Source organism: Kitasatospora sp. NPDC004615 (assembly GCF_042873545.1).
Lineage (GTDB): Bacteria > Actinomycetota > Actinomycetes > Streptomycetales > Streptomycetaceae > Kitasatospora.
In genome coordinates, this window is record NZ_JBIALQ010000005.1 from 159,679 (window position 1) to 180,967 (window position 21,289).

At 72.1% G+C, this 21,289-nt stretch carries 20 protein-coding genes; 4 read left to right on the top strand and 16 right to left on the bottom strand.

Annotated features, from left to right (window positions below; translation table 11 throughout):
- Positions 1 to 31: 31 nt before the first annotated feature.
- The 3 genes from ACFYS8_RS18610 to ACFYS8_RS18620 form a co-directional block, all read right to left on the bottom strand.
- Entirely contained in the window at positions 32 to 1,465 is a 1,434-nt protein-coding gene (locus tag ACFYS8_RS18610; RefSeq protein ID WP_387642559.1) for a dihydrolipoyl dehydrogenase family protein, read from the bottom strand.
- Between the two features lie 138 nt (positions 1,466 to 1,603).
- Positions 1,604 to 2,155, bottom strand: a complete 552-nt coding sequence (locus tag ACFYS8_RS18615; protein WP_387642561.1) for a hypothetical protein — start codon at positions 2,153 to 2,155, stop codon at positions 1,604 to 1,606.
- 175 nt (positions 2,156 to 2,330) lie between these two features.
- Positions 2,331 to 3,353 (bottom strand): ArsR/SmtB family transcription factor, encoded by a 1,023-nt coding sequence (locus ACFYS8_RS18620; RefSeq protein ID WP_387642563.1) that lies wholly within the window; start codon positions 3,351 to 3,353, stop codon positions 2,331 to 2,333.
- Positions 3,354 to 3,598: 245 nt separating this feature from the next.
- Here ACFYS8_RS18620 and ACFYS8_RS18625 point away from each other — a divergent pair, with 245 nt between their 5' ends.
- The gene (locus ACFYS8_RS18625; RefSeq protein ID WP_387642565.1) at positions 3,599 to 3,871 is read left to right on the top strand and encodes a hypothetical protein; all 273 of its coding nucleotides are present in this window, start codon (positions 3,599 to 3,601) and stop codon (positions 3,869 to 3,871) included.
- A gap of 104 nt (positions 3,872 to 3,975) precedes the next feature.
- Here ACFYS8_RS18625 and ACFYS8_RS18630 read toward each other — a convergent pair whose 3' ends face one another.
- The 3 genes from ACFYS8_RS18630 to ACFYS8_RS18640 form a co-directional block, all read right to left on the bottom strand.
- A complete protein-coding gene (locus tag ACFYS8_RS18630; protein ID WP_387642567.1) occupies positions 3,976 to 5,289 on the bottom strand; it encodes an MFS transporter in 1,314 nt (437 codons plus the stop codon).
- Positions 5,286 to 6,419, bottom strand: a complete 1,134-nt coding sequence (locus tag ACFYS8_RS18635) for a PLP-dependent cysteine synthase family protein (protein ID WP_387642569.1) — start codon at positions 6,417 to 6,419, stop codon at positions 5,286 to 5,288. Before ACFYS8_RS18635 ends, ACFYS8_RS18630 begins: the two co-directional genes overlap by 4 nt.
- Positions 6,420 to 6,554: 135 nt before the next feature.
- Positions 6,555 to 6,929, bottom strand: a complete 375-nt coding sequence (locus ACFYS8_RS18640) for a hypothetical protein (protein ID WP_387642570.1) — start codon at positions 6,927 to 6,929, stop codon at positions 6,555 to 6,557.
- 45 nt (positions 6,930 to 6,974) lie between these two features.
- On the opposite strand from ACFYS8_RS18640, the gene ACFYS8_RS18645 reads away from it, so the two are divergent.
- The 3 genes from ACFYS8_RS18645 (at position 6,975) to ACFYS8_RS18655 (ending at position 8,817) form a co-directional block, all read left to right on the top strand.
- Positions 6,975 to 7,538: an aminotransferase class V-fold PLP-dependent enzyme gene (locus tag ACFYS8_RS18645; RefSeq protein ID WP_387642572.1), complete on the top strand. Its 564-nt coding sequence runs from the start codon at positions 6,975 to 6,977 to the stop codon at positions 7,536 to 7,538.
- A 322-nt stretch (positions 7,539 to 7,860) separates the two neighbouring features.
- Positions 7,861 to 8,154, top strand: a complete 294-nt coding sequence (locus ACFYS8_RS18650) for a hypothetical protein (RefSeq protein WP_387642574.1) — start codon at positions 7,861 to 7,863, stop codon at positions 8,152 to 8,154.
- Between the two features lie 360 nt (positions 8,155 to 8,514).
- Positions 8,515 to 8,817, top strand: a complete 303-nt coding sequence (locus tag ACFYS8_RS18655; protein WP_387642575.1) for a hypothetical protein — start codon at positions 8,515 to 8,517, stop codon at positions 8,815 to 8,817.
- Positions 8,818 to 9,248: 431 nt separating this feature from the next.
- Here the strand turns inward: ACFYS8_RS18655 and ACFYS8_RS18660 are convergent, their stop codons facing one another.
- The 10 genes from ACFYS8_RS18660 to ACFYS8_RS18705 form a co-directional block, all read right to left on the bottom strand.
- The gene (locus tag ACFYS8_RS18660; protein ID WP_387642577.1) at positions 9,249 to 9,680 is read right to left on the bottom strand and encodes an SsgA family sporulation/cell division regulator; all 432 of its coding nucleotides are present in this window, start codon (positions 9,678 to 9,680) and stop codon (positions 9,249 to 9,251) included.
- A gap of 186 nt (positions 9,681 to 9,866) precedes the next feature.
- Entirely contained in the window at positions 9,867 to 10,418 is a 552-nt protein-coding gene (locus ACFYS8_RS18665; RefSeq protein ID WP_387642579.1) for a YceI family protein, read from the bottom strand.
- Positions 10,419 to 10,598: 180 nt separating this feature from the next.
- Entirely contained in the window at positions 10,599 to 11,474 is an 876-nt protein-coding gene (locus tag ACFYS8_RS18670) for a phosphate ABC transporter ATP-binding protein (RefSeq protein ID WP_387642581.1), read from the bottom strand.
- Positions 11,475 to 11,584: 110 nt separating this feature from the next.
- Positions 11,585 to 12,466 (bottom strand): sortase domain-bontaining protein, encoded by an 882-nt coding sequence (locus ACFYS8_RS18675; protein ID WP_387642583.1) that lies wholly within the window; start codon positions 12,464 to 12,466, stop codon positions 11,585 to 11,587.
- A 65-nt stretch (positions 12,467 to 12,531) separates the two neighbouring features.
- On the bottom strand, positions 12,532 to 14,211 hold the full coding sequence (locus ACFYS8_RS18680; protein ID WP_387642585.1) for a substrate-binding domain-containing protein: 1,680 nt from the start codon (positions 14,209 to 14,211) through the stop codon (positions 12,532 to 12,534).
- Positions 14,212 to 14,243: 32 nt separating this feature from the next.
- Positions 14,244 to 15,422 (bottom strand): phosphate ABC transporter permease PstA, encoded by a 1,179-nt coding sequence (pstA, locus tag ACFYS8_RS18685; RefSeq protein WP_387642587.1) that lies wholly within the window; start codon positions 15,420 to 15,422, stop codon positions 14,244 to 14,246.
- 14 nt (positions 15,423 to 15,436) lie between these two features.
- On the bottom strand, positions 15,437 to 16,447 hold the full coding sequence (gene pstC, locus ACFYS8_RS18690; RefSeq protein WP_387642589.1) for a phosphate ABC transporter permease subunit PstC: 1,011 nt from the start codon (positions 16,445 to 16,447) through the stop codon (positions 15,437 to 15,439).
- Between the two features lie 95 nt (positions 16,448 to 16,542).
- The gene (locus ACFYS8_RS18695) at positions 16,543 to 19,017 is read right to left on the bottom strand and encodes a hypothetical protein (protein WP_387642591.1); all 2,475 of its coding nucleotides are present in this window, start codon (positions 19,015 to 19,017) and stop codon (positions 16,543 to 16,545) included.
- Between the two features lie 289 nt (positions 19,018 to 19,306).
- Positions 19,307 to 19,891 carry a hypothetical protein gene (locus tag ACFYS8_RS18700; protein ID WP_387642593.1) on the bottom strand — a complete coding sequence of 195 codons (585 nt, stop codon included), beginning with the start codon at positions 19,889 to 19,891 and terminating at the stop codon, positions 19,307 to 19,309.
- Between the two features lie 108 nt (positions 19,892 to 19,999).
- Positions 20,000 to 21,019 (bottom strand): PstS family phosphate ABC transporter substrate-binding protein, encoded by a 1,020-nt coding sequence (locus tag ACFYS8_RS18705; protein ID WP_387642595.1) that lies wholly within the window; start codon positions 21,017 to 21,019, stop codon positions 20,000 to 20,002.
- Between the last annotated feature and the right edge of the window lie 270 nt (positions 21,020 to 21,289).

Genomic DNA, 21,289 nt, shown 5'->3' on the forward strand with positions numbered 1-21,289 from the left:
GCCCAGCCCCGGTTCGTTCCGCCCCTGAGGCTCAGCCCCGGTACGTCTCCAGCAGGCGCAGCCACACCTCGCTGATCGTCGGGTAGGCGGGGACGGCGTGCCAGAGCCGGGCGAGCGGGACTTCGCCGGCGATGGCGATGGTCGCGGAGTGCAGGAGTTCGGCGACGCCGGGGCCGACGAAGGTGATGCCGACCAGGGTTTCCTTGTCGAGGTCGACGACGGCGCGGGCGCGGCCCCGGTAGCCGTCGGCGTACAGCGAGGCGCCGGCCACGTTGCCGAGTTCGTAGTCGACGGCGCGTACCCGCAGGCCCGCGTCCTCGGCCTGGCGCCAGGACAGTCCGACGGCGGCGACCTCGGGGTCGGTGAAGACGACCTGCGGGACGGCGGTGTGGTCGGCGGTGGCGACGCTGCGGCCCCAGGGCGCGAGGTCGAGGGGGCGGTCGGCAGCGCGGTCGGCGATCACCTGGCCGAAGATCCGGCCCTGGTACTTGCCCTGGTGGGTGAGCAGGGCGCGGTGGTTGACGTCGCCGGCGGCGTACAGCCAGCCGCCGGGGACGTCGGTGGCCAGGCCGGTGTCGTCGGTGGTGATCCAGTGGCCGGGGGTGAGGCCGACGGTGTCCAGGCCGAGGTCGCCGGTGTTGGGGACGCGTCCGGTGGCGAACAGGGCTTCGTCGGCGGAGAGTCGGGTGCCGTCGGAGAGGTCGAGGGTGAGCGTGCCGTCCTCGGCGCGGTGCACGGCGGTGGTGGAGACGCCGAGCCGGACGTCCACCCCGGCCTCCCGCAGCCCGTCGGAGACCAGCTGTCCGGCGAAGTCCTCGGTCCGGTCGAGCAGCCTGCTGCCGCGCACCAGCAGCGTGACCTCGCTGCCCAACGCCCGCCAGGCGGTGGCCATTTCGACCGCGACGACACCGCCGCCGACCACCGCGAGCCGTCCGGGCACGCTGCTCGCGGAGGTGGCCTCCCGGCTGGTCCACACCTTGGCCTCGGCCAGCCCGGGAAGCTTCGGCAGCGCGGCCCTCGTCCCGGTGCAGACGGCGACGGCATGGCGCGCGGTGAGGGTGCGCGAACCGCCCTCGGGGGTCTCGACGGTGACGCGCCGCTCGCCGTCCAGCCGGCCGTGTCCGCGGACCAGGTCGATGCCGACGGAGGTCAACCAGGCGACCTGCCCGTCGTCGTGCCAGTGCGAGGCGAAGTCGTCGCGCCGCTTCAGCACCGCCCCCGCGTCGAGCTCCCCGCCGACGGCCTCCCGCGTCCCGGCCAGCCGTCGGGCGTCCGCGAGCGCGGCGGCCGGGCGCAGCAGCGCCTTGCTGGGCATGCACGCCCAGTACGAGCATTCCCCGCCGACGAGTTCACTCTCGACGATCGCCACGCTCAGCCCACCGGCCCGCGCCCGATCCGCCAGGTTCTCGCCCGTCGGCCCCGCTCCGAGCACCACCAGGTCGTAGCTGTCGCCGTCCGTACCCATCAGCAGCCGCCCTCCCGCCTTCGTCGTCCGTGTCTCATGGTCCGGGGCGTCCGACGACGCACCGTAAGCCCATTCGTACACCACGAGCTTTGCGCGACGGCGCCAACGTGGCCAACGTGGCCAACGTGGCCAAGTGAACTACCGCTTCGTTGTTACCGGCTCGCCCGGCCGACCGCTGACGGGGTCCAGGGTGAAGACCGCGATCTCCTTCTCCGACGTCACCGTGATCCGGTTCGGCCCGGACCACTCGGCGCCCTTGAACCAGCCGCGCCCGTCGCGTTCGTCCCACACCCCGAGATCCCAGTGGCGGGCGGACCAGCCGCTGCCGGTCAGCACCTGCACCTTGTAGATCGGGTCGATCGAGGCAGCGATGTTGGTGACCGCCAGCACCTGGTCCGGGTGCTCCGGGCCGGTCTCCCGGGTGACGTCCAGCCCGTCCCCGCCGAAGATGAACACCAGCCAGGCGAACGGCAGTCCGACGAAGAGGAGCGCCACCAACCCGACCGCGCAGCCGACTTGCGACACCCAGGTGCGGAACTCCAGCTCGACCACCAGCGAGACCACGAACAGCGCGACCGCGATCCCACCCAGCAGCATCGGGTGGTTGAGCCAGCGCTCGACCTCCACCAGCCCACCCGAGTACGAGGCGTGGAGTCCCGGCAGGTACACCAGGCCCGACACCAGCGCCAAGCCCCTCAGCCACCACGCGATCCGCCTGCGCCGCGCCTTTGCCATAAGTCCCCCCATGGTGATCGTTTCGGCGGACTGTACTACGGGTCGCCCCACGGCTTCAGGTCACGCCGGTACGGCTACCTGGCCCGGCGGGAGTTGGCACGCAGACCCACTGGACCGGGGCGCCGGGTGATCAAGTCCGGAAGTGCCAGCCGTTGAGCAGGGCGCTGCCGAGCGGGGTGAGAGCGTGCAGGACGGCGCTGCCGCGTCTGGTGGTGGTGATCAGGTCCGCCTTGCGGAGGACGGAGGCATGCTCGCTCGCGGTGGGCAGCGACGCGCGGATGCGCTCGGCTAGCTTGCCGGTGGTGCACGGGCCGTCGCCGATGGCGTGCAGGACCTGGGCCCGGGTGCGGCCCAGGAGTGCGGACAAGGCGCTGTCGATCCCGTGCCGGGCCGTCGTCAGCAGCGCGGCAGCATCGGAGACACCGCGCATGATCGGGAGGAACAGCAGGACAGGCGCCTGTTCGTCACGCACGTCCGCGTAGCTGATCGGCCTGGTCTGGCAGAACGCGGACGGGACCAGCAGCAGGCCCCGCCCCTTCAGGTCGACGGTGCCCGTGACCGCTCCTCTGCCGATCTCCAGCGTCGGCGGCTTCCAGCGGAACTCCGGCGGCAGGCCGGCGAACATCGCCTCGGGCCCGTCCTGCGCGAGCCTGAGCGCGTGGGTGGTCTGCTCGGCCCGCAGGCGGGACAGGATTCGCTGCCAGTGGGGGGCCACGGCGATGCGGTGCACGTCACGGAGGAACACCAGTAGCTCCTCACGGTCCCCCCGGTCGTACGCGATGTCGCCCCACGTCACACCCGCCCAGGGGCCCTTGCAGCGCGAGAAACGGGCCCGGGCCTCGTCGGCCCCTTCGAGTTCGTCACGCAGGAGCTCCGCCGGAGCCGCCCGCAGCGCCTCGATCCCCTCCTCGACGGACGATGCGGCGCCGGTGACGGTGAACAGGTCCAGGACGGTTTCCCGGAAGAGGGACGAGGCCGGATGGACGAGGGAGGGGGAACGGGCGTGGACCTCCTGTCGCCATGCGCCGAACATCGCCGTGCCGTGCGGCTGGTGCAAAGTCGTCAGCGCGAGGAACGTCTCGCCGAGCGGGCCCCATGTCGTCGCTATCCGGGTCCGGGCGAGGTCCTGCGGGGTGAAGTGGATGCGCAGCACGTGAGGCCCTCCCAGGTTTCTGTTCGGACGCCCACCTTCCCGGCTTCCATCGTCTCCGGTCACCCGCGAATGCTTCAAGTAGGCCTCCCCCAGGGCATTTCGGCGAGGACCGAAAGGGGTGGGCCCGCACTCACCGAGACCGCCAGGATGGATCCCGAGGGCGGCGGGCCGGGGGGCGCGAGAAACCGGCGGGTCCCCCGGGCCGAAGGGCCGCCTGACTCGAGAAACCACCTATGGAGGCAATCATGCGTATTCGTCGTGCTCTCGCTGCCACCGCTGTCGGCGCCGCGCTCGCCCTGGGTGCCGCGGCCGGGCCGGCCATGGCAGCCACGCCCGCCCCCGCCTCGTCGGGGTCCGCCGTCCAGGCCGTGTACACCTGGCAGCACACCGGCGAGTACTACTCGGCCTGGTCGACCTGCGACAACCGCCGCGCGTTCTTCATGAAGGCGTCCAACGTGAAGGCCTACAAGTGCGTCCCCGAGGGCGGCCTTTGGGCCGGCATGGTCTACGCCAGCTGATCGAACGCAGGACGCGCCCGAGGCCGGCACGGGGCGGCCTCGGGCGTGCGTGACGTAGAGACGTCGGCGATCCGCGACGCCTCTACGTCGAGCACGACAGTTTGTCAATTTCGCTCGGCTGCACGGCAGTTCGGCCCTCCGACCTGCCAGGTCGGCGCCGGTTCCGGGCCCGCCGGGGCTCGGCCGAGGCGGCCGGTGCGGGCGAGGTGGTGGACGGCGAGGCCGCAGAGCAGGCCGGTGGCGGTGAGGGTGAGCCAGGGGACGAAGAGGGTGCCGTGCTGGGCGGAGTGGTCCCAGAGGGCGCCGGTGGCGAGGTTGCCGAGGGTGATGCCGAGCCCCGACACGGTGTTGTAGAGGCCGTAGTGGGTGGCGACGAGGCGGTTGCCGGAGAGCGTGACGACCGTGTCCATTTCGAAGGGGTAGACGACGGCGCCGGCCGCCGCGAGCACCGCCACCGCGGCGGTGAGCGTGGCGAGTTGAAGGGCCGTGCCCGCCCAGCCGGCGTGCCGGGGCAGCAGGGCGAGCGGGACGAACGCCAGCCCCATCGCGGCGAGTCCGCGGACCAGGGCCTGCGACGGCGTCCAGGTGCGTTTGGCCCAGCCGGTCAGGCGCAGTTGTCCGGCGACCGCGACGGCGGCGGAGACGATGAACAGTCCGGTGGTGGCCTTGGTGCCGTCGCTGCCGAGCATCAGGTCGGCGGCGAGGGGCAGGGCGAGGTAGACCTGGAAGGTCAGCACGTACGAGCCGATCATCGCGGCGGAGAACAGCAGGAAGGGCCGGTTGGAGACGACGGTTCGCCACTGCGCCAACACGCCATCCGCCGGGGCGACTTCAGCCGGTGAGCGGCGACGGGGCGGCAGGGCGCGCCACTGGAGCAGCGACAGGGCGGCGAAGATCGCGGCCGCGGCGGTGCAGACGGCGGCGAAGTCGGCGGTGAGCAGAGCGAGTCCGACGAGTGGGCCGAGCAGCATGCCGGCCTGGTAGTAGACGTTGAAGGTGGCGAAGGCGTCGACCCGGTGCTCGCCGGCCTCGGCGGCCAGGTAGGCGCGGACGGCCGGGTTGAACAGGGCACCGGCGAAGCCGGTGGCGGCGGAGGCGGCGAGCAGGGCGGGCACCGAGTCGGCCCAGCCGAGCAGCGCGAATCCGGCGGTGCGCAGCAGGCATCCGGCGACGATGGGGGCGCGGTAGCCGTAGCGGTCGGCGATGGTGCCGCCGATCAGGAACATGCCCTGCTGGGAGAGGTTGCGGACGCCGAGGATCAACCCGACGGTCCAGGCGGCGAGTTGGAGGTCGTCGGCGAGGTGGGTGGCCAGGTAGGGCATCAGCATGTAGAAGGCGAGGTTGATGGCGAACTGGTTGGCCATCAGCAGCCGGGCGGTGGGGCTGAAGCGGCGGGTCTGCTGCCAGAGCGTCTTCATCGGGCGGCCTCCGAACCGGGCTGCGCGGCAAGGGGGTTGAGGACGGTCCGGCAGCGGGTCCAGCGGGTGACGGCGCGTTCGCGGGGGTGGCCGATCTCGTCGGGACGCTCGGGCGGCCGGTGGCCGAGCAGGCCGTGGGTGCGGCAGTAGTCGTCGTTGAAGACGGTGCCGATGTAGCGCTGGGGGCCGTCGGGGAAGATCGCGGCGATCCGGGTCTCGGGTGCGCTGGTGGCGGCGAGCCAGCGGGCCACGAGGGCGACCGCGCCGACGCTCCAACCGCCGCTGGCGTAACGGGAGATGGCGAGGGCGCGGGCGGCCCAGACGGCTTCGGGGGCGGCGACCCAGTGGACCTCGTCGAAGAGCCGGTGGTCGACGTTGCGGGGGTGGATGCTGCTGCCGAGGCCGCGCATCAGGCGGGTGGTGGCGGGCTGGCCGAAGATGGTGGAGCCGGTGGCGTCCACGCCGACCACGCGCAGCCGGGGGAAGTAGGTCCGCAGGACGCCCGCGACGCCGGCCGAGTGGCCGCCGGTGCCGACGCTGACCACCAGGGCATCGATGCGGCCGAGTTGGGCGATGAGCTCGTGGGCGAGCGGCCGGTAGGCGGTGACGTTGTCGGGGTTGTTGTACTGGTCGGGGCACCAGGAGCCGGGGTGGGCGGCGAGCAGTTCGCGGACCTCGTCGCGCCGGGCCTGCTGCCAACCGCCTTGCGGGTGCGGGGTGTTCACGACGACGACCTCGGCGCCGTGGGCGGCGAGCATTCCGGTCATCAGGGGTTCGATGTCGGGGTCGGTGACGACGGTGACGGGGTGGCCGTAGGTGACTCCGGCCAGCGCGAGGCCCAGGCCGAGAGTGCCGGAGGTCGACTCCACGATCCGGGCTCCGGGCCGCAGTTCGCCGCGTTCGCGGGCGGCGCGGACCATGTGCAGGGCCGGGCGGTCCTTGATGCCGCCGGGGTTGCGGCCTTCGAGTTTCGCCCAGAAGCCGCGGCCCGGGGAGGTGAAGGGCTCGCCGATCCACAGCATCGGCGTGTCACCGACCAGGCCGGCGGGTGTGTGGGCGGGCCGGGCCGCGGCGGCGATCAACTGGACGGGGGTGGCGGGGACTTCGGGGCGTGCGACGGCGTGGGTCATGGCAGGGCTCTCCTGCGGTCCGCCGATCCGAAAGGAGGCAGACCGCTGTGGTGACGGGCGGACGGGGCGCGTGCGGCCGGCGCGGCGCCGGGTGCCCAGCAGGGGCACGGGGGCATGCCGCGACGGCGGGCCCGGTCAGGTCCGCCAGCTGCCCAGTGCCGCTCTCGTGGTGCCGCCGCGGTCCACCGCGGCGCGTACGTACGGCGGTTGAGTCGCCGCGATGCGCGGCGCCGGGGCGGGCAGCGCGACCGAGGCGGCATGGGGACCCGTCTCGTGCTGGTCCGCCGTCGCCGGCTGGTCGGCCCCCTGGCACTCCTCCTGGTGCGACGGACCGTCGGGCCGATCCGACGGCGACGGGCAGTGCGCCGCCGCGCTCGGCACCGAGTCCGCGCTGGGCGAGATGCCGGTGAACGGGCCATGCGCGCAGGCCAGCAGGTGGAGCAGCGCGGACAGCACGGCGACGACGTACAGGAGCCTCCACTCGCGTCGCCCACCGAACCGTTCCGTCACGTCACCGAACGTACCCGACCGGACACGTAAGGCCCCCGTGAGGACGTGTGCGATTCGACGCCCGCGCCGTCCCGCTCTCGCCCGCAGCCGCACGGGCCCGGGGTTCGAACAGCGTTGACGTCGGGCCCCATTGCGGCATCACCCGCACGGGGGACGAAGGCCGCTCCGGACCGCCGCCCGCGCTACCGTCACCACCCGGACCTCGGCGCGGACTTCGTCGCCGTCAGCCTGCACAAGTGGATCGGCGCGCCGCTCGGCCTCGGCTTCCTCCACGTCCGCCGCGAACGCCTCGACGACATCGACCGCGCATTCGCCGACGAGACCTACCCACCCGACGACCTCCGCTCCCGCGTCCACAACGGCACCCTGGACGCCGCCACCGTCCTCGCCCTGCCCGCGGCCCTCGACCTCCATCACGCCCTCGGCGCGGCCCCCGCCAAACAAGCCCGCCTGCGCCACCTCCGCGACCGCTGGGTCGCACCTGCCGGACCCTGGGCAACGTCCAGATCCTCACCCCCGACGACCCCACGATGTACGGGGCCATCACCTCCTTCCGCATCGCCGGCCGCACCTCCCAGGCCGACAACGAGGCCATCGCCCGCTACCTGATGGACCGCCACCGCATCTTCACCGTCCGCCGCGGCGGCCCCACGGCGGCAACTGCGTCCGGGTCACGCCCGCGCTCTTCACCCGCGCCGCCGGCATCGACCGCTTCACGGCGGCCCTCCAGGACGCGGCCCGAGTCTTCAACCTCCGCCCCTGAATTGGGCGTTCCCCTCGGCAACCACCCATCGAGGCTGGTCAACGGCCGACTGCTATCCTCGTCCACCAACGCTCCCGCCAGGGCACCCGAACGCCCGCCGGGACACCACCCCGGAGCCGTCGCCCGCGCGGGGCCGCCCTTCCCCAACGCCCCCGAAAGCGAACCCCCATGACCAAGCAGCCCATGCTCACCCCGCTCAACGACTCCAGCGCCAGTGGCGGCCGCTTCGGCCACCTCAACGGCTGGCAACTCGCCCTCACCCTCATCCCCCTCGCCCTGCTCTTCGCCGGCGGCGCGATCGGCGGAGCCATCGGCGCCATCGGCGCACTCAGCAACGCCGCGATCGCCAAGACGAACCTGTCCACGCCGGTCAAGGCCCTCAGCATGATCGGCGTCGTCCTCGCCAGCGGAGTCGTCTTCCTGGTGGCGGCCGCACTGATAGCCGCCGCGATCGGCAACTGACGTGACGCCCCCGCGCAGGCCGCGGAAGAAGCGCGGTCGCCGAGCCGGACGGCGGTGAGCTGGTGGGGTGCGGGCGCTGATTCGGATGTCACCGCCGCACGCGAGGCCCTGTAGTCGGCGCTCGCGGAGGCGACTGCGCCCGGGTGGCCCGGCGCCGGCGACCCGAGCCGCGGACGTCGGCCGTTTCACGCCGGCCCTCCAGGACACGGCCCGCGTCTTCAACCACCGCCCCTGACCGGCTGGTTGCGCGCCGTCCGACCTTCTCGACAACGCCCTCCGACTACCCGTCAGGCCCGGTCACCGGCCGACCGCCCCCCTCAGCCACCAACGCTCCAGCCAGGGCACCCGAAAGTGAGTCCCATGACCGATCAGCCCACCTTCCCCCCACCCAACAACCGCACCGCCAAGGTCGGCCTCTTCACCTACATGAAGGGCTGGCAGGTCGCCCTCATCCTGCTCCCCTTCGCCACGATCTTCATCGCCGGCCCGGTCGGCGCGGCCGTCGCCGCGGTCGGCGCCTTCGGCAACGCCGCGATCGTCAAGCAGAACCTGTCCACGCGGGCCACGGCACTCGGCATGATCGGTGTCGTCCTCGCCTGCTTCGCCGTCTCCGTGGGGGCGATCGTGCTTCTGCTCGTCGTAATCGCCCCGGTTGGCAAATAGCGTGACGCGTCGCCGTGCGGGGTCGGGGGTGGGTGCGCAGGCACTGTTGGCCAGCATCAACTGGGTTCCGCTGGACCACTGCTGACCCGACGAGCCTGAGGCGCCGCGCACCCCTGGACGACCCCGATCCGGGAGTCCGGCTGGCAGCCCTGGACGCCGCCGCAGAGGTGTTGCTCCAGGCTCGACTTGCCCACCACCGCCCGCTGATCGCGGACCGGGTCAGGACCGAGCTCGCAACCTCCGCCACGGCCTACCACCGCGAGAACGCGCTTCACGCACTGGAAGCTTGGGGCGAAGACATCACTGCGCTGCGCGGACGCCACGAAGCCCTACTCAGGGCCGAGCGTGCCCCACGACCGAGCACCGATCCGCTCTGGGCCAACGGCTGGAGCGACGAGCCCTGCTCCTGACACCCCGCCCGAGGCAACTCGTCACGGGTGGTCCGTCGTCAGCGGCGGGTGCGGGCCCGGGAAGAGGGGGGCGGCGTTGTCGGGGGCCGGCTGGTGGGTGGGTTCGGTGCCCGGGGGGACGAGGGTGTGGGTGGCGGTGAGGAATTCGGTGAGGGGGGCGGTGGGGGCGAGGACGGTGGCGCGGGTGCCGTCGGTGCCGCGGAAGGCCAGGCGGAGGCGGCCGTTGGGCCAGGGGCGGATGCGGACGGCGCCGTTGCCGGCGGGGCCGGCCAGGCCGGCGGCGAGGAGGTCGCGGGCGATGAGCCAGGTGACGCCGCCGTCGGGGGCGCCGTCGGGGAAGGTGAGCCGGACGGCGTACGGGTCGCGGGGGTGGTAGCCGCAGATCATGGTGCGGCGTCCCCCGGTCGGGCCGAACACGTGGACGGGCAGGTGGCGTTCGACGCACGTGCGCATCAGGCGGGTCTCCTCGTTCCGATGTCCGCAACCGCCTTCCCCGGGTGGGGTGTTGTATGCGTCCGATGGACGGGCGGGTCCACATGGTACGGCGCGGGCAGGTCGTCCGAGGGTTGGGGCCGGGTCACCGGCCGCAGCGGGAAAGCGGTTTCCCGCTGCGGCGGGTCAACGGAGGTTGACGAGTCGCTACTTCTGCTTGATGGCGGAGACGTCGAACTCGAGCACCACCTTGTCGCCGACCAGTACGCCGCCGCCCTCCAGGGCGGCGTTCCAGGTGACGCCGTAGTCCTTGCGGCTGATGGTCACCGAGCCCTCCAGGCCGACCCGCAGGTTGCCGTACGGGTCGACCGCGTTGCCGGTGTACTCGAAGTCGATGGTGACCGGGCGGGTGGTGTCCTTGATGGTGAGGTTGCCGGTGACCCGGTAGTCGGTGTCGGACTTCTTCTCGACGGAGGTGGTGCGGAAGGTGATGTCGGGGAAGTTCGGCGCGTCCAGGAAGTCGTTGGTGCGCAGGTGCTGGTCGCGCTGCTCGACGCCGGTGTCGATGCTGGCGGCCTTGATGACCAACTCGCCGGTGGAGCGCGAGGGGTCGGCGCCGTCCAGGTGCGCGGTGCCCTCGAACTGGTGGAAGGCGCCGCGCACTTTGGTGACCATGGCGTGTCGGGCGACGAAGCCGATCCGGGTGTGGGCGGGGTCGAGGACGTAGTCCCCGGTGAGCTCGGGCAGGCTGACAGTCATGGTCTGCGCTCTCCTCAGTGACGGTGAAGGCGTGGTGACGCGGCGACTTGACGAGGTGACTCCGGCAGGTTGCACCGCGGTCCACATCAACGGTCGCCCCGTCCACGCTAGGCGTTCGCGCCGCCCGGCCCGGATGTGACACACCGTCATTCGGGCCGGAGCGGCGCAAGCGGTAAGGGCTCAGCCGAAGCGGCCGTTGACGTAGTCCGCGGTGCGCGGGTCTGCGGGGTCGGTGAACAGGCGCTCGGTGGGGCCCGCTTCGACGATCCGGCCGGGGGTGTCGTGGGAGGCGAGGAAGAACGCACAGGACTGCGAAACCCGCTGCGCCTGCTGCATGTTGTGGGTGACGATGACGATGGTCAGGCGGTGGCGCAGCTCGGCGATGGTCTCCTCGATGCGGCGGGTGGAGGTCGGGTCGAGGGCGGAGCAGGGTTCGTCCATCAGCAGGATGTCCGGGGAGACGGCCAGCGAGCGGGCGATGCACAGGCGTTGCTGCTGGCCGCCGGAGAGTGCGCCGCCGGGGGTGCCGAGGCGGTTGCTGACCTCGGTCCAGAGGCCGGCCTGGCGCAGGCTGGACTCCACCAGGTGGTCGCGTTCGTCGCGGCTCGCCTTGATGCCGGCCAGCTTCAGCCCGCTGATCACGTTGTCGTACAACGACATTGCGGGGAACGGGTTGGGCCGCTGGAACACCATGCCGATCCGGCGCCGGACCTCGGCGGGGCGGCGGCCGGTGGCGTACACGTCCTCGCCGTCGAGCAGCACCTCGCCGGCCAGTGCCGCGCCGCGCACCATCTCGTGCATCCGGTTGAGGATTCGCAGGTAGGTGGACTTGCCGCAGCCGGACGGTCCGATCAGCGCGGTGATCTCGCCGGCCCGCATCTGCAACGAGACCCGCTCCAGCACCTTGCGCTGCCCGAACCAGGCGGTCAGGTCGCGGGTCTCGAGTCCGGAGAGCGTCCCCGAGGGAGCGACGGCGGGCAGCGGAACGGTCGGCGGATCGGTCGGGTCCTTCACCAACTCGGCTGCGGTGTACGACGGTTGTGCGGTCTCGGTCATGGGCGGACGGGTCCTCTCCGGCAAGCGGAAGTACAAGCGGCAGTACAGACGGCAGTACAAGCGGCAGTACGAGCGGCAGTACGAGCGGCAGAACGGGGAAAGCAGCGGGGTCAGTAGACGTTGGGCAGCAGCGCGGCGGCGTTCTCGTACACCGCCCACAGCAGCGCGGCGGCGACCGGCGCGAAGCACAGGTAGGTCGCGCTGCGCCGCCAGTGCCGGGCCGTCACTCCGGCGCCGACGACGGACAGCAGCAGGGCCAGCGACCAGAGTTGGAGCGCTGACAGGGCGCCCTTGTCGGCGGCCAGCGCCTTGTCCGTAGGTGCGGCGGCGGGGCGGCGGGCGCCGAGCGCCTCGGGCTCGCCGTCGAGGCGGGCGCCGATCAGCACGGTGCTGGTGGGGATCCAGTCGGAGTCCCCGGTGACGAGGACCAGCCGGTTGGGCGCGGTGTCCCGGATCGGGTGGTCGCCGTCGCCGGACGTGTTGACGGTGTAGTGGAAGGTGCCCTGGCCGGTGGTGATGTCGATGCCGTCGCCGACGTGCAGTCCGGCGAGTCCGGCGAACGGGGCGCCGAACGCGGTGGAGCGGCCGAACAGTACGGCCACGCCGGGCTGTCCGGGCAGTACGGTGTCGCGGCGGTGGCCGGGGCCGCGCATCAGGTCGCGGCCGCCGGTGCCCTCGACCACGACGGCCTGGTGCAGGCCGAGCGCCGGGATGTCAAGCACGGCCACCGGCGCACCGTCGGTGGTCGGCCCGGTGGGCGCGGTGGCCTTGCCGAGCTGGTCGCGCAGGGTGGCGTAGGCGGTGGTCTGGTGGCGCGCCTCCTGCAGTCCGGAGAGCGCGAACAGGTAGCCGACGAAGCCGAGCAGCAGCACGGCGGCGAGTGTCACCGACCAGGCGACGGCCAGCAGTCGCCGCCGCCCGCGGCCGGGCGCAGTAGAACTACCGGTCTTGGAGGGCGACACGGGGGGCCGCTCCACGGCGGTCGCGGTCATCCCGTTCTCCTCGGGTGCGGTGCCAACAGGACGGGGTGCCAGGTCTGTTGCGGCGGTCACGAAGCTCACCGGGGCCCCGCCGTGGAGTTGCGGCGACGCCACCACGCGGCCAGCAGCGGCGGGACGGTCACCACGCCGAGCAGTTCGAGCGCGGTGAGGGTGGACAGCAGCCAGTCCTGCGGGCGCCCGCCGAGCGCGACCACCGTCCCGGGTGCGTTGCCGCTCGAACCGCCGCCACCGGAGCCGGAGTTGTCGACGAGCTCGCCGGTCTGCGGATCGACGGCCTGCGTTCCGGTCCCACCGCCGGACCCGGCATCACCGGAGCCGGCGCCGGCGCCGCCGCCGTTGTCCCCCGTGCCCGAACCGCCGTTGCCGCCACCGGACTTCTTGCCGCCACCGGTGTTCACGGCCTGGCCGTTCTGCACGGTGCAGTCCAGCGGGCTGCCCTTCTTGTCGCAGGGGCTGGGCTGCGCGGCGTTCTTCAGCACGATCAGCTGGCCGCCCGAATCGAAGGTCGGGTTGGGGCAGTTGGAGAGGGTGTTCGGATCGACGGGGCTGGCGTTGCCGGGAATGTGCTGGGTCTGGAGCAGCCCGCCGCGCACCAGGTTGCGCGGGATCGGCGAGTAGCCGAGGTCGTCGGCCTCGTGCTGGCCGCCGCACAGCACGTACGCCAGGTAGCGGCTGAGCGCGCTGCCCTTCGCGTCGTTGAACTTCGGCGTCACCGGCATCGAGGTGCCGGCCCGCGGCACGATCAGGTAGCTGTAGGAGGAGATCGGGTAGGAGCGCGGGTCGTTGTTGGTGTAGACGCCGTCGAGGTTCTGCTGCAGGTAGTCGGGGTCGCTGGTGGAGGTGTTGTCGTCCACGCCGCGGATCTTCGCGGCGGTCAGCGCGACGGCGACGTTCGACGCGGTCGGCAGGGTGTAGTACCCGGCCGGGTTGAGCACCTTGACGACGGGCCAGCCGCTGCGCTTGGCGAACGCGTACTCGTCGTAGCCGATCGCGCCGATGCCGGTCGGCGACTGGACGTAGTTCGCCACCACGTCGGAGCCGTTCTGCGCGGTCATCCGGCCGGCGGCGGGGAAGAACTCGGTGTAGTCGCCGCAGCTGACGCCGTTGACCTGGGTGCAGTAGGCGTCCCACTGGCCCTTGTGGGTGTGTTCCATCCAGCGGGTGAACTGGGCGCTGGCACCGGAGCCGTCGGAGCGCACCACCGGGGTGATCGGGATCTTCGGCAGCGCGCGGCCGTAGTCGGCGGTGATCTTCGGGTCGTCCCAGGAGGTGATCTTGTTGGTGAAGATGTCGACGATGGTGTCCGGGGACAGCCGCAGGTCGTTGACCCGCTTGCCGCCGACCTCCAGGTGGTACATCAGCGCGGTGCCACCGGCGGTGATCGGCACGTACGAGTAGGCGTACACCGGGTTCTCCGCCTGCCCCTGGCCGTTGCTGGCCCCGCCGCCGTTGACGCCGCTGTCGGGCTTGGATCGGAACGGCACGTCGGAGGCGGTGAAGTCGTCCTGGCCGATCGACCACTGGACGCGGCCGGCGGCCGAGCCGTTGCCGGTGAAGTCGATCTCGATGCCCATCGGTTGGACGTCGCGCCGCCACTGGTCGATGGCCGGCCCGGCCCAGCTGGAGCCGTCCGCCTTGAGCGAGGTGGAGGCGTACGCGGGTGTCGCGCCGAGCAGTGCGGCGGGCAGGGCGAGCGCGGCGGCGAGCAGCGCCGACGTCAAGTGACGGAGTCGCACGGGACGGATCTTCCTTATCGGCTGAGTGGTCATCAGTTCGCCTCCTGCACAAGCGCGTTGGAAGCGTCAGCGCGAGCCCGGCGCAGCGGACGGCGGGTGCGCCGGTCGGTCGGGGTGCGGTGCCGGCCGAGGATGCGGGCGGTGACGAACAGGATCAGCACCACGGCCATCAGGGTGAGTCCGGCGGCGAACGCCCGGGCCACCATGTCGGGGTAGGGCTGCTTGATGTAGTTCCAGACGAACAGCGGCAGGCTGGTCTGGTTGCCGTGGAAGGCGTCCAGGTTGAGCCGGGTGGTGAAGCCGGCGGTGAGCAGCACCGGGCTGGTCTCGCCGACGCCGCGGGCCATGCCGAGCACGACGGCGGTGGTCAGTCCGGGCCGGGCGGTGGGCAGCACCACGTGCCACACGGTGCGCCACTGGCTGGCGCCGAGCGCGTAGGACGCCTCCTTGAGGGTGCCGGGGACGAGCCTGACGACGACCTCGGCAGCGCGGGTGATGATCGGCATCATCATCACGGTGAGCGCGAGGGACGCCGCGAAGCCGCTCTTCTCCACGCCGAGGGTGAGGACGACCACGCCGAGGACGAACAGTCCGGCGACGATCGACGGCAGCGCGGTCATCGCCTCGACCAGCACCCGGACGGGCTTGACCAGGCGGGCGCCGCGCCGGGTCTGGCCGGCCTCGACCAGGAAGACCGCGGTGAGGACGCCGAGCGGCACCGAGAACAGGGTGGCCATGCCGAGCTGTTCGAGCGAGCCGACCACGGCGTGCAGGCAGCCGCCGGAGGTGATCGGGTCGAGTGCGGCGGTGCTCCGCATGGTCTCGGTGAAGAAGTTGAGGTGCCGGGCGGCGTCCACTCCCCGGTACGCCACATAGCCGATCTGGTCGCCGATGAGGGCGAGCACCAGCAGGCCGGAGCTCCAGGCGAGCGCGGTGGCGAGGCGTTCGCGGACCGTCAGGGCGTCCCATTGGAGGCGTCCGGCGATCGCGTAGAGGGCGAGGAACAGCAGGTACCAGCAGAGCAGGAAGCCGAACGCGCCACTGAACGGCAGGATGCGCTCGTACAGCAGCCAGTCCAGGGCGAGCGAGCCGGCGCCGGCGCCCACCATGGTGAGGACTTCCTCGCGGGTGACGCCGCCGAGGCGGATCCGCTGCTGCTCTCCCGAATCTGATGGACCGTCAATTACGTTCTGTGCATCGATTGTTGTCATTGTCGGCCCTCCGGTCAGTCCGAGGTCGAGGCGCCGGACCGGGACCGGCTGATGATGAACCCGGCGGCCACGTTGACCAGCAGGGTGAGGGCGAAGAGCACCAGTCCGGCGGCCATCAGCGCGGACAGCGAGAGGGTGTCGGACTCGCTGAAGCGCAGTGCGATCAGTGAGGAGATCGAGTTGCCGCCGTTCTCCAGGACGTGCCAGGAGAGCCGGAACACCGGCGAGATGATCAGCGCGACGGCGATGGTCTCGCCCATCGCGCGGCCGAAGCCGAGCATCACGGCGCCGATCATGCCGCCGCGTCCGAATGGCAGCACCACGGTGCGGACCATGCCCCAGCGGGTGGAGCCGAGCGCGTACGCGCCCTCGCGTTCACCGGCAGGGGCCTGTGAGAACACCTCGCGGCTGAGCGAGGTGATGATCGGGATGATCATCAGGGAGACCACGGTGCCGGCGATGAACGTGGACGAGGTGTAGGAGGTGGCGATGTCGCCGGTGCGCACCTCCAGGAACGGCAGCGCCCCGCCGAGGTGGACGGCCAGCCAGCGGCACAGGCCGACGATCCGCGGCTGGAGGAAGAACAGGCCCCACAGGCCGTAGACGATGCTGGGGACGGCGGCCATCAGGTCGACCAGCGAGATCAGCGTCGGCCGCAGCCGGACGGGCGCGTACTCGGAGATGAACAGCGCGGCGGTGAGCGCGACCGGTACCGCGATGCACAGCGCGATCACGGCGATCAGGATTCCGTCGGGCAGTACCGCGGCGATGCCGAAGGAGTGTGCGGCGGTGCGCCAGCGCTGCTCGGTGAGGAAGGACCAGCCGACGGCGTCCAGCGCCTCCGTGCCGCGCAGCAGCAGGAAGAACGCGATCAGGCCCATCAGCGCGAACACGGACAGGCCGGCGGCGCGCAGCAGGCCGCGGAAGGCCCGGTCGGCGGGCGAGGCGGGGGCGCTGATCGGCCGGGGCCGGTCGGCGTCGGGTGGTGGGACGCGGGTTTCCGTCGGCTGGACGGCGGCGGTCATGGTGTCAACTCTCCGCGCAGTGAGGGTTCGTGGGGCGGGACGTCGGTCTGCCGCGGGTCGGGCGGGCGCGCGGGGCGCCCGCCCGACGGGGCGGATCAGCGGCCGAACAGGCGGGCGCCGATCCGGCCTGCCCGGCGGCGCAGCTCGGCGCCGGCGGGGGTGCCGCCGAGGAGCAGCGCGGCGGGTCCGCCGACCAGCAGGACGGCGCCGGTGGCGAGGATCACGGGCAGCAGCAGGCGGGCGAGGCCGGCCCGGTCGGCGGCGGACTGGCCGACGGCCTTGGCGCCGAGCGTGGGCGAGGCGCTGCCGCTGGGCTTGGCGCTGCCTCCGGGGGCGGCGTTGTCGCTCGGGGTGCCGCCGCCGGGGGCGCCGTCGGCAGTACCGGCACCGCCGCCACCGCCGCCGGGGTTTCCGCCGCCGCCTTCCGAACCTCCGCCGTTTCCACCGGAGTTGCCGCCCTCGCCGGATCCGGGCGCGGTCTGGTTGCCGGGCAGGGCGCTGTCCTGGGCGGCGACGTGTCCGGCCGCGGCCTTCGCCGCCTTGAGCTGATTGTCTGTCAGACCGGTGAATCCGGCGGCGAGTTGGCCGGGCTGGCGGCCGTAGATCTGCCCCTGGCCGGGGTCGGTGACGGTGCGCAGGAAGCGGGTGACCGCGCCGGCCTTGTCCTCGGGCAGGCCGCGGGTGGGCACCATGGCGTACTGGACCATGGTCAGCGGGTAGGCCTTGCTGTCCTTGGCGTACGCCGAGTCGCCGTCGCCGTACGGCAGTTGCTGGGTGCCGGTGGCGGCGTCGAGCGGCATGTCGGCGGCGGCGGCCTGCATGGCGCCGATCGTCGGAGTGGTGAAGCCGCCTGCGGGGTTGGGGAGTTGGGCTTCGGGCAGGCTCATCGCCTGGGCCTGTCCGGAGTCCATGATGGCGAACAGGGCGCGCTTGCCGTTGTCCTGGCTGATGCACTTGGCGTGCTGGCCCTGGACTTCATCGGGGTTCAGGCAGGACGGCCGGACCTCCAGGGTCATCCGCAGCACCTGGCCGAGGCCGCCGAGCACCGGGTTCCACTCGTACTGCTTCCAGTTGTTCTTGCCGGAGTAGTCCTGCGGCTGGAACGCGTCGACCGGGAAGCCGGGGTAACTGGAGCGCAGGTACTTGGTGTTGACGTGCGCGTCCCACGGGTCGGCGGCGCCCTGGAGGAACTCGGCGGCGTCCGGGTCGGCGGCGATCCAGGTGGTCAGCCGGGTGACCAGGTCGGTGGTGCCGCCGACCACGATCGGGGCGGTGGCGGCGAAGGTGCCGCCGGCCAGGCAGCCGGGCCAGGTGGGGCCGTTGGCGCCGGACGGGTTGAGCTTCAGGAACTCGGGGTCGGCGAACACGCACATCGGGTTGCCCTTGACGCTGTCGGTCCCGTCGTCGGTGCCGAGCCGGTAGCTCTGGGTCAGCATCTTGGCCAGCAGCCGCTGGTTGAGTTTCAGGCTGCGGATCTGCCGGTGGCTGTCTCCGTCGTCGACCAGGAAGACCACCGAGATCGCGCTGTTGGCCAGCGGCGCGTACACGTACGGGCGGCCCGCCGGGTTGCGGTCGGGGATCGAGGTGAGCGCGATGTCGGCGCCGGAGCCGCCGAGGAACGCCGACCGGGCCTGCGGCTCGCCGCCGCCCGAGGTGTACTGGACGGTCAGCGGGTTGCTGCCCTGGCACAGGCCGGTCCGCCACTGCTGGACGGCGCGGTCGGCCATCTCCAGGCCGATCGCGGTGAAGTCGGCGTTCTTGGCGACGCACGCCGCCGGGGTGGGGCCGAAGTCCAGCGGCACCACGACGTGGTTGGCCCAGGAGCAGGCCTCGCCGCTGGCCCAGCGCTTGCCGCCGGTGTTCTCCACGGCCACCACGTTGTCGCTCGCGGTGTTGAACACGCCGTCGGAGTCGACCGAGTGGTCGTCGCAGTTGATCTCGCCGATCGGATACTGGTTCGCGCCGATCGAGTCGCCGCCGTAGTTGGCCTCGATCACCAGCGAGCACTTGTGCTTGGGGTCGCAGCCCAGGGTCTGGCTCTGCTGCGCGGTCCACACCTCGATGTCCGCCTCGCCGCTGCCGTCCGGACGGGTGGCCGCTATCGCCATGTTGGACGGGAACTCGGGCGTGTTGGTGCCGGGCGCGGGCCGCTCCTGGAGGAAGCCCTTGGCGGGGTCGGCGTTGTACAGGCTGGAGCCGTAGCAGTCGGTGACCTTCGGGTCCTCGCCGCGGCACTGGTAGATCCGCACCGGGTAGCGGGCGACCTTGTCGAAGCCGGAGTTCCCGTGCGGGTTCTGCACCACCGGAACGGGCTGGAAGTCGGCGTCCACGGTCGGCGTGAATCCGGTCCAACTGACGTGCAGCACCTGGTTCCCGAGGCCGCTGGTCGGCGTGACGGTGACGGAGCCGCGCGGCCCGCTCGTCCAGGTGAACGGGTCCCAGCGGGGCGGCCCGGGCACGGTCGTACCGGCGGCGGCCTGCGCCTGCTGGACGGCCGTCCCGCCGAGCGGCAGCAGGACGGCCGCGGCGCCCAGCGTCCACGTCAGCACGGCCGCCAGCCAGGCCTGCAACGGGCGTGATCGGGTTCTGGCCCCTGACGGGCGGACTCTCATCGGCACAGCACCTCCGGCGACGGCGCACCGGAGCAGGCACGCACGGATGACAGGGAGCGGAGCGGCGACGTTCGGCGGCTCCGACGATATTCGGCCATTCACGTCTGACCGGATGCTGTCCACCAGGTGTACGAGGCCCCAATTGGTGCTCGAATCAAGAGAACTGACGTGTCATCAGGTCACGAAGGCGCGTACCGCCCGACCCTGCTGGGTCGGGCGGTGCGGGAGTTGCGTGTGTGACGATGCGTCAGGAGGCGGGCGTGTAGGCGACCGTGAAGGAGCCGACGCTCTGGCCCGCGGTGAAGAACGAGGTGCGCAGCTTGCCGTCCAGGTACTGCGCGCCGACCGGGTCGAGCGTCAGCGAGGAGGCCGACAGGTTCTGGGTGGTGCCGCTCTTGGTGACCACGGTGTCGCCGGCCGGGTCGAACAGCGCGACGGGGGTGGTGGAGCCGTCCGGGACGCCGGTGACCTGCCAGTTGTCGACGGAGAACGCCAACTGGCGGAAGGCGACCGCGCTGCCGGTCCGCGCGTCGACGAACAGCAGGCCGCCGCCGAACTGGATGTTCCCGTAGAACTGGGCGAGGTTGCCGGAGCCGTCGGTGACGGGGAAGCTCGCCGACAGGCCGGTGTTCGCGTCGTACCCGGCGGTCGCGGTGGGCAGCGGCACGGCCACGATGCCCGCCTGCGCGGCCTGCTGGAAGAACGCGTTGCTCTCGCGGATCACCGCGTTGCCGGCCGCGGGCGCGGCCGAGGCGGTGGTCGCGGAGGCGGCGGTGACGGCGATCGCGAGGCCGGCGGCAGCGGCGGCGATCCGGGCGAACGTGCGGGACATCGTGGCTCCTTCGAACTGGGTGCGGGGTACGTCGTGCACGGCGCGTGGGCCGCCGCCCGTCCCCGGTGAACTGCGGGACGGGCGGCGGTGGTTGAGCAGGGCGGAAGGTCAGTGGATGATCGCGCCGCAGCCGGCGCCCGGCAGCGGCAGGAAGCCGTAGCTGATGATGTCGGCGCGGCCGGTCGGGCCGCAGATCCAGCCGGTGGGGCCGAAGATGGCGCGCAGCGCGGTGCCCTGGGTGGTGGTGGCGGTGTAGTCGCCGTCCCGCAGCACGTTGAACAGCACGCGGCCGTAGCTGCCGCCGGCGAAGGCGGGGCTCAGGGTGTTGGTCGGGGTCAGCGGCGCGACGCCGTTGACGTTGCGCAGGGTCAGCAGGCCGCGGTTGTCGGTGCTGGTGGTGTGGCCGTTCAGCTGGCCCACGTAGTGGCCGACGGAGTACGGGAAGACGGCGCCGGGGTCGGTCAGGCGGGAGTCGGTGCCCTCGTTCTCCTCCGGGCCGCTGGTGACGCAGGCACCCGGGGTGACGTTGCCGATGGCCTGCAGGAAGAAGGAGCGGGTGCCGGAGCCGCTCTGCGGCAGGTACGCCTTGATGGCGCCGTTGCCGCCGCCGAGCTGCGACCAGTCGGTCTTGACGCAGGTGTAGATGTCGACCAGGTTCGCGGTGGTCAGGTTCGCCGGGGCGAGGCCGCCGCTCGGGGCGGACCAGGTGACCGCGTCCTTCGCGAAGGCGACGAAGTCGTCGCTCGCCGGGTCGGTGGACTGGGCGGCGCGGGAGGAACGGGCGAAGTCCAGGGTGAGGTTGTTGGTGGCGTTCAGCGCGCTGATGCCGGCGCCCGAGCCGTTCGGGCGGGCGATCGTGGAGCCGCCCGACTTCGGGGTGATCGGGCTGGTGCCGGTGGCGTCCCAGCTGTACAGGCGCGGCGTGGTGGTGTCGGTGGCCGGCAGGGTCGCGTTGTAGTCGGTGGAGAACTGGGTGAACAGCGCCTGCGTGGTGTCCGAGCCCACGCCGACGATGTCCTTCGCGGCGGGGAGAGCGGCGGGGTCCGCCATGGCGGGAACGGTGGCAACAGTCGACAGGGCGGCGGTGAACGCAACGGCCGCGAGCGCCTTGGCAGCGGTGTGACGCATGGTCCTCTTCCTCCGAGGGGGATCGTGCCTCGCTGGACCGGACCTGGCGGGGTCCGGTACCGGGCAGCTCCGCGGCTTCCCGGCGGAGTGATCCTCGCCGCTGCCGACCGCCGCCCGGAAGACTCTCCCGACTCCCCCGCCCCGCCGTCCGCCCTTGCCGCGCTCTCGCAACCTTCCTGGCCAGAGGGCTGATTGGGGCACCTTCACCCTTCCTCCCCGCCATGGACACGTTCTTCTCCAGGTGTGCTCACGGGGGCACCTCGGCCATCT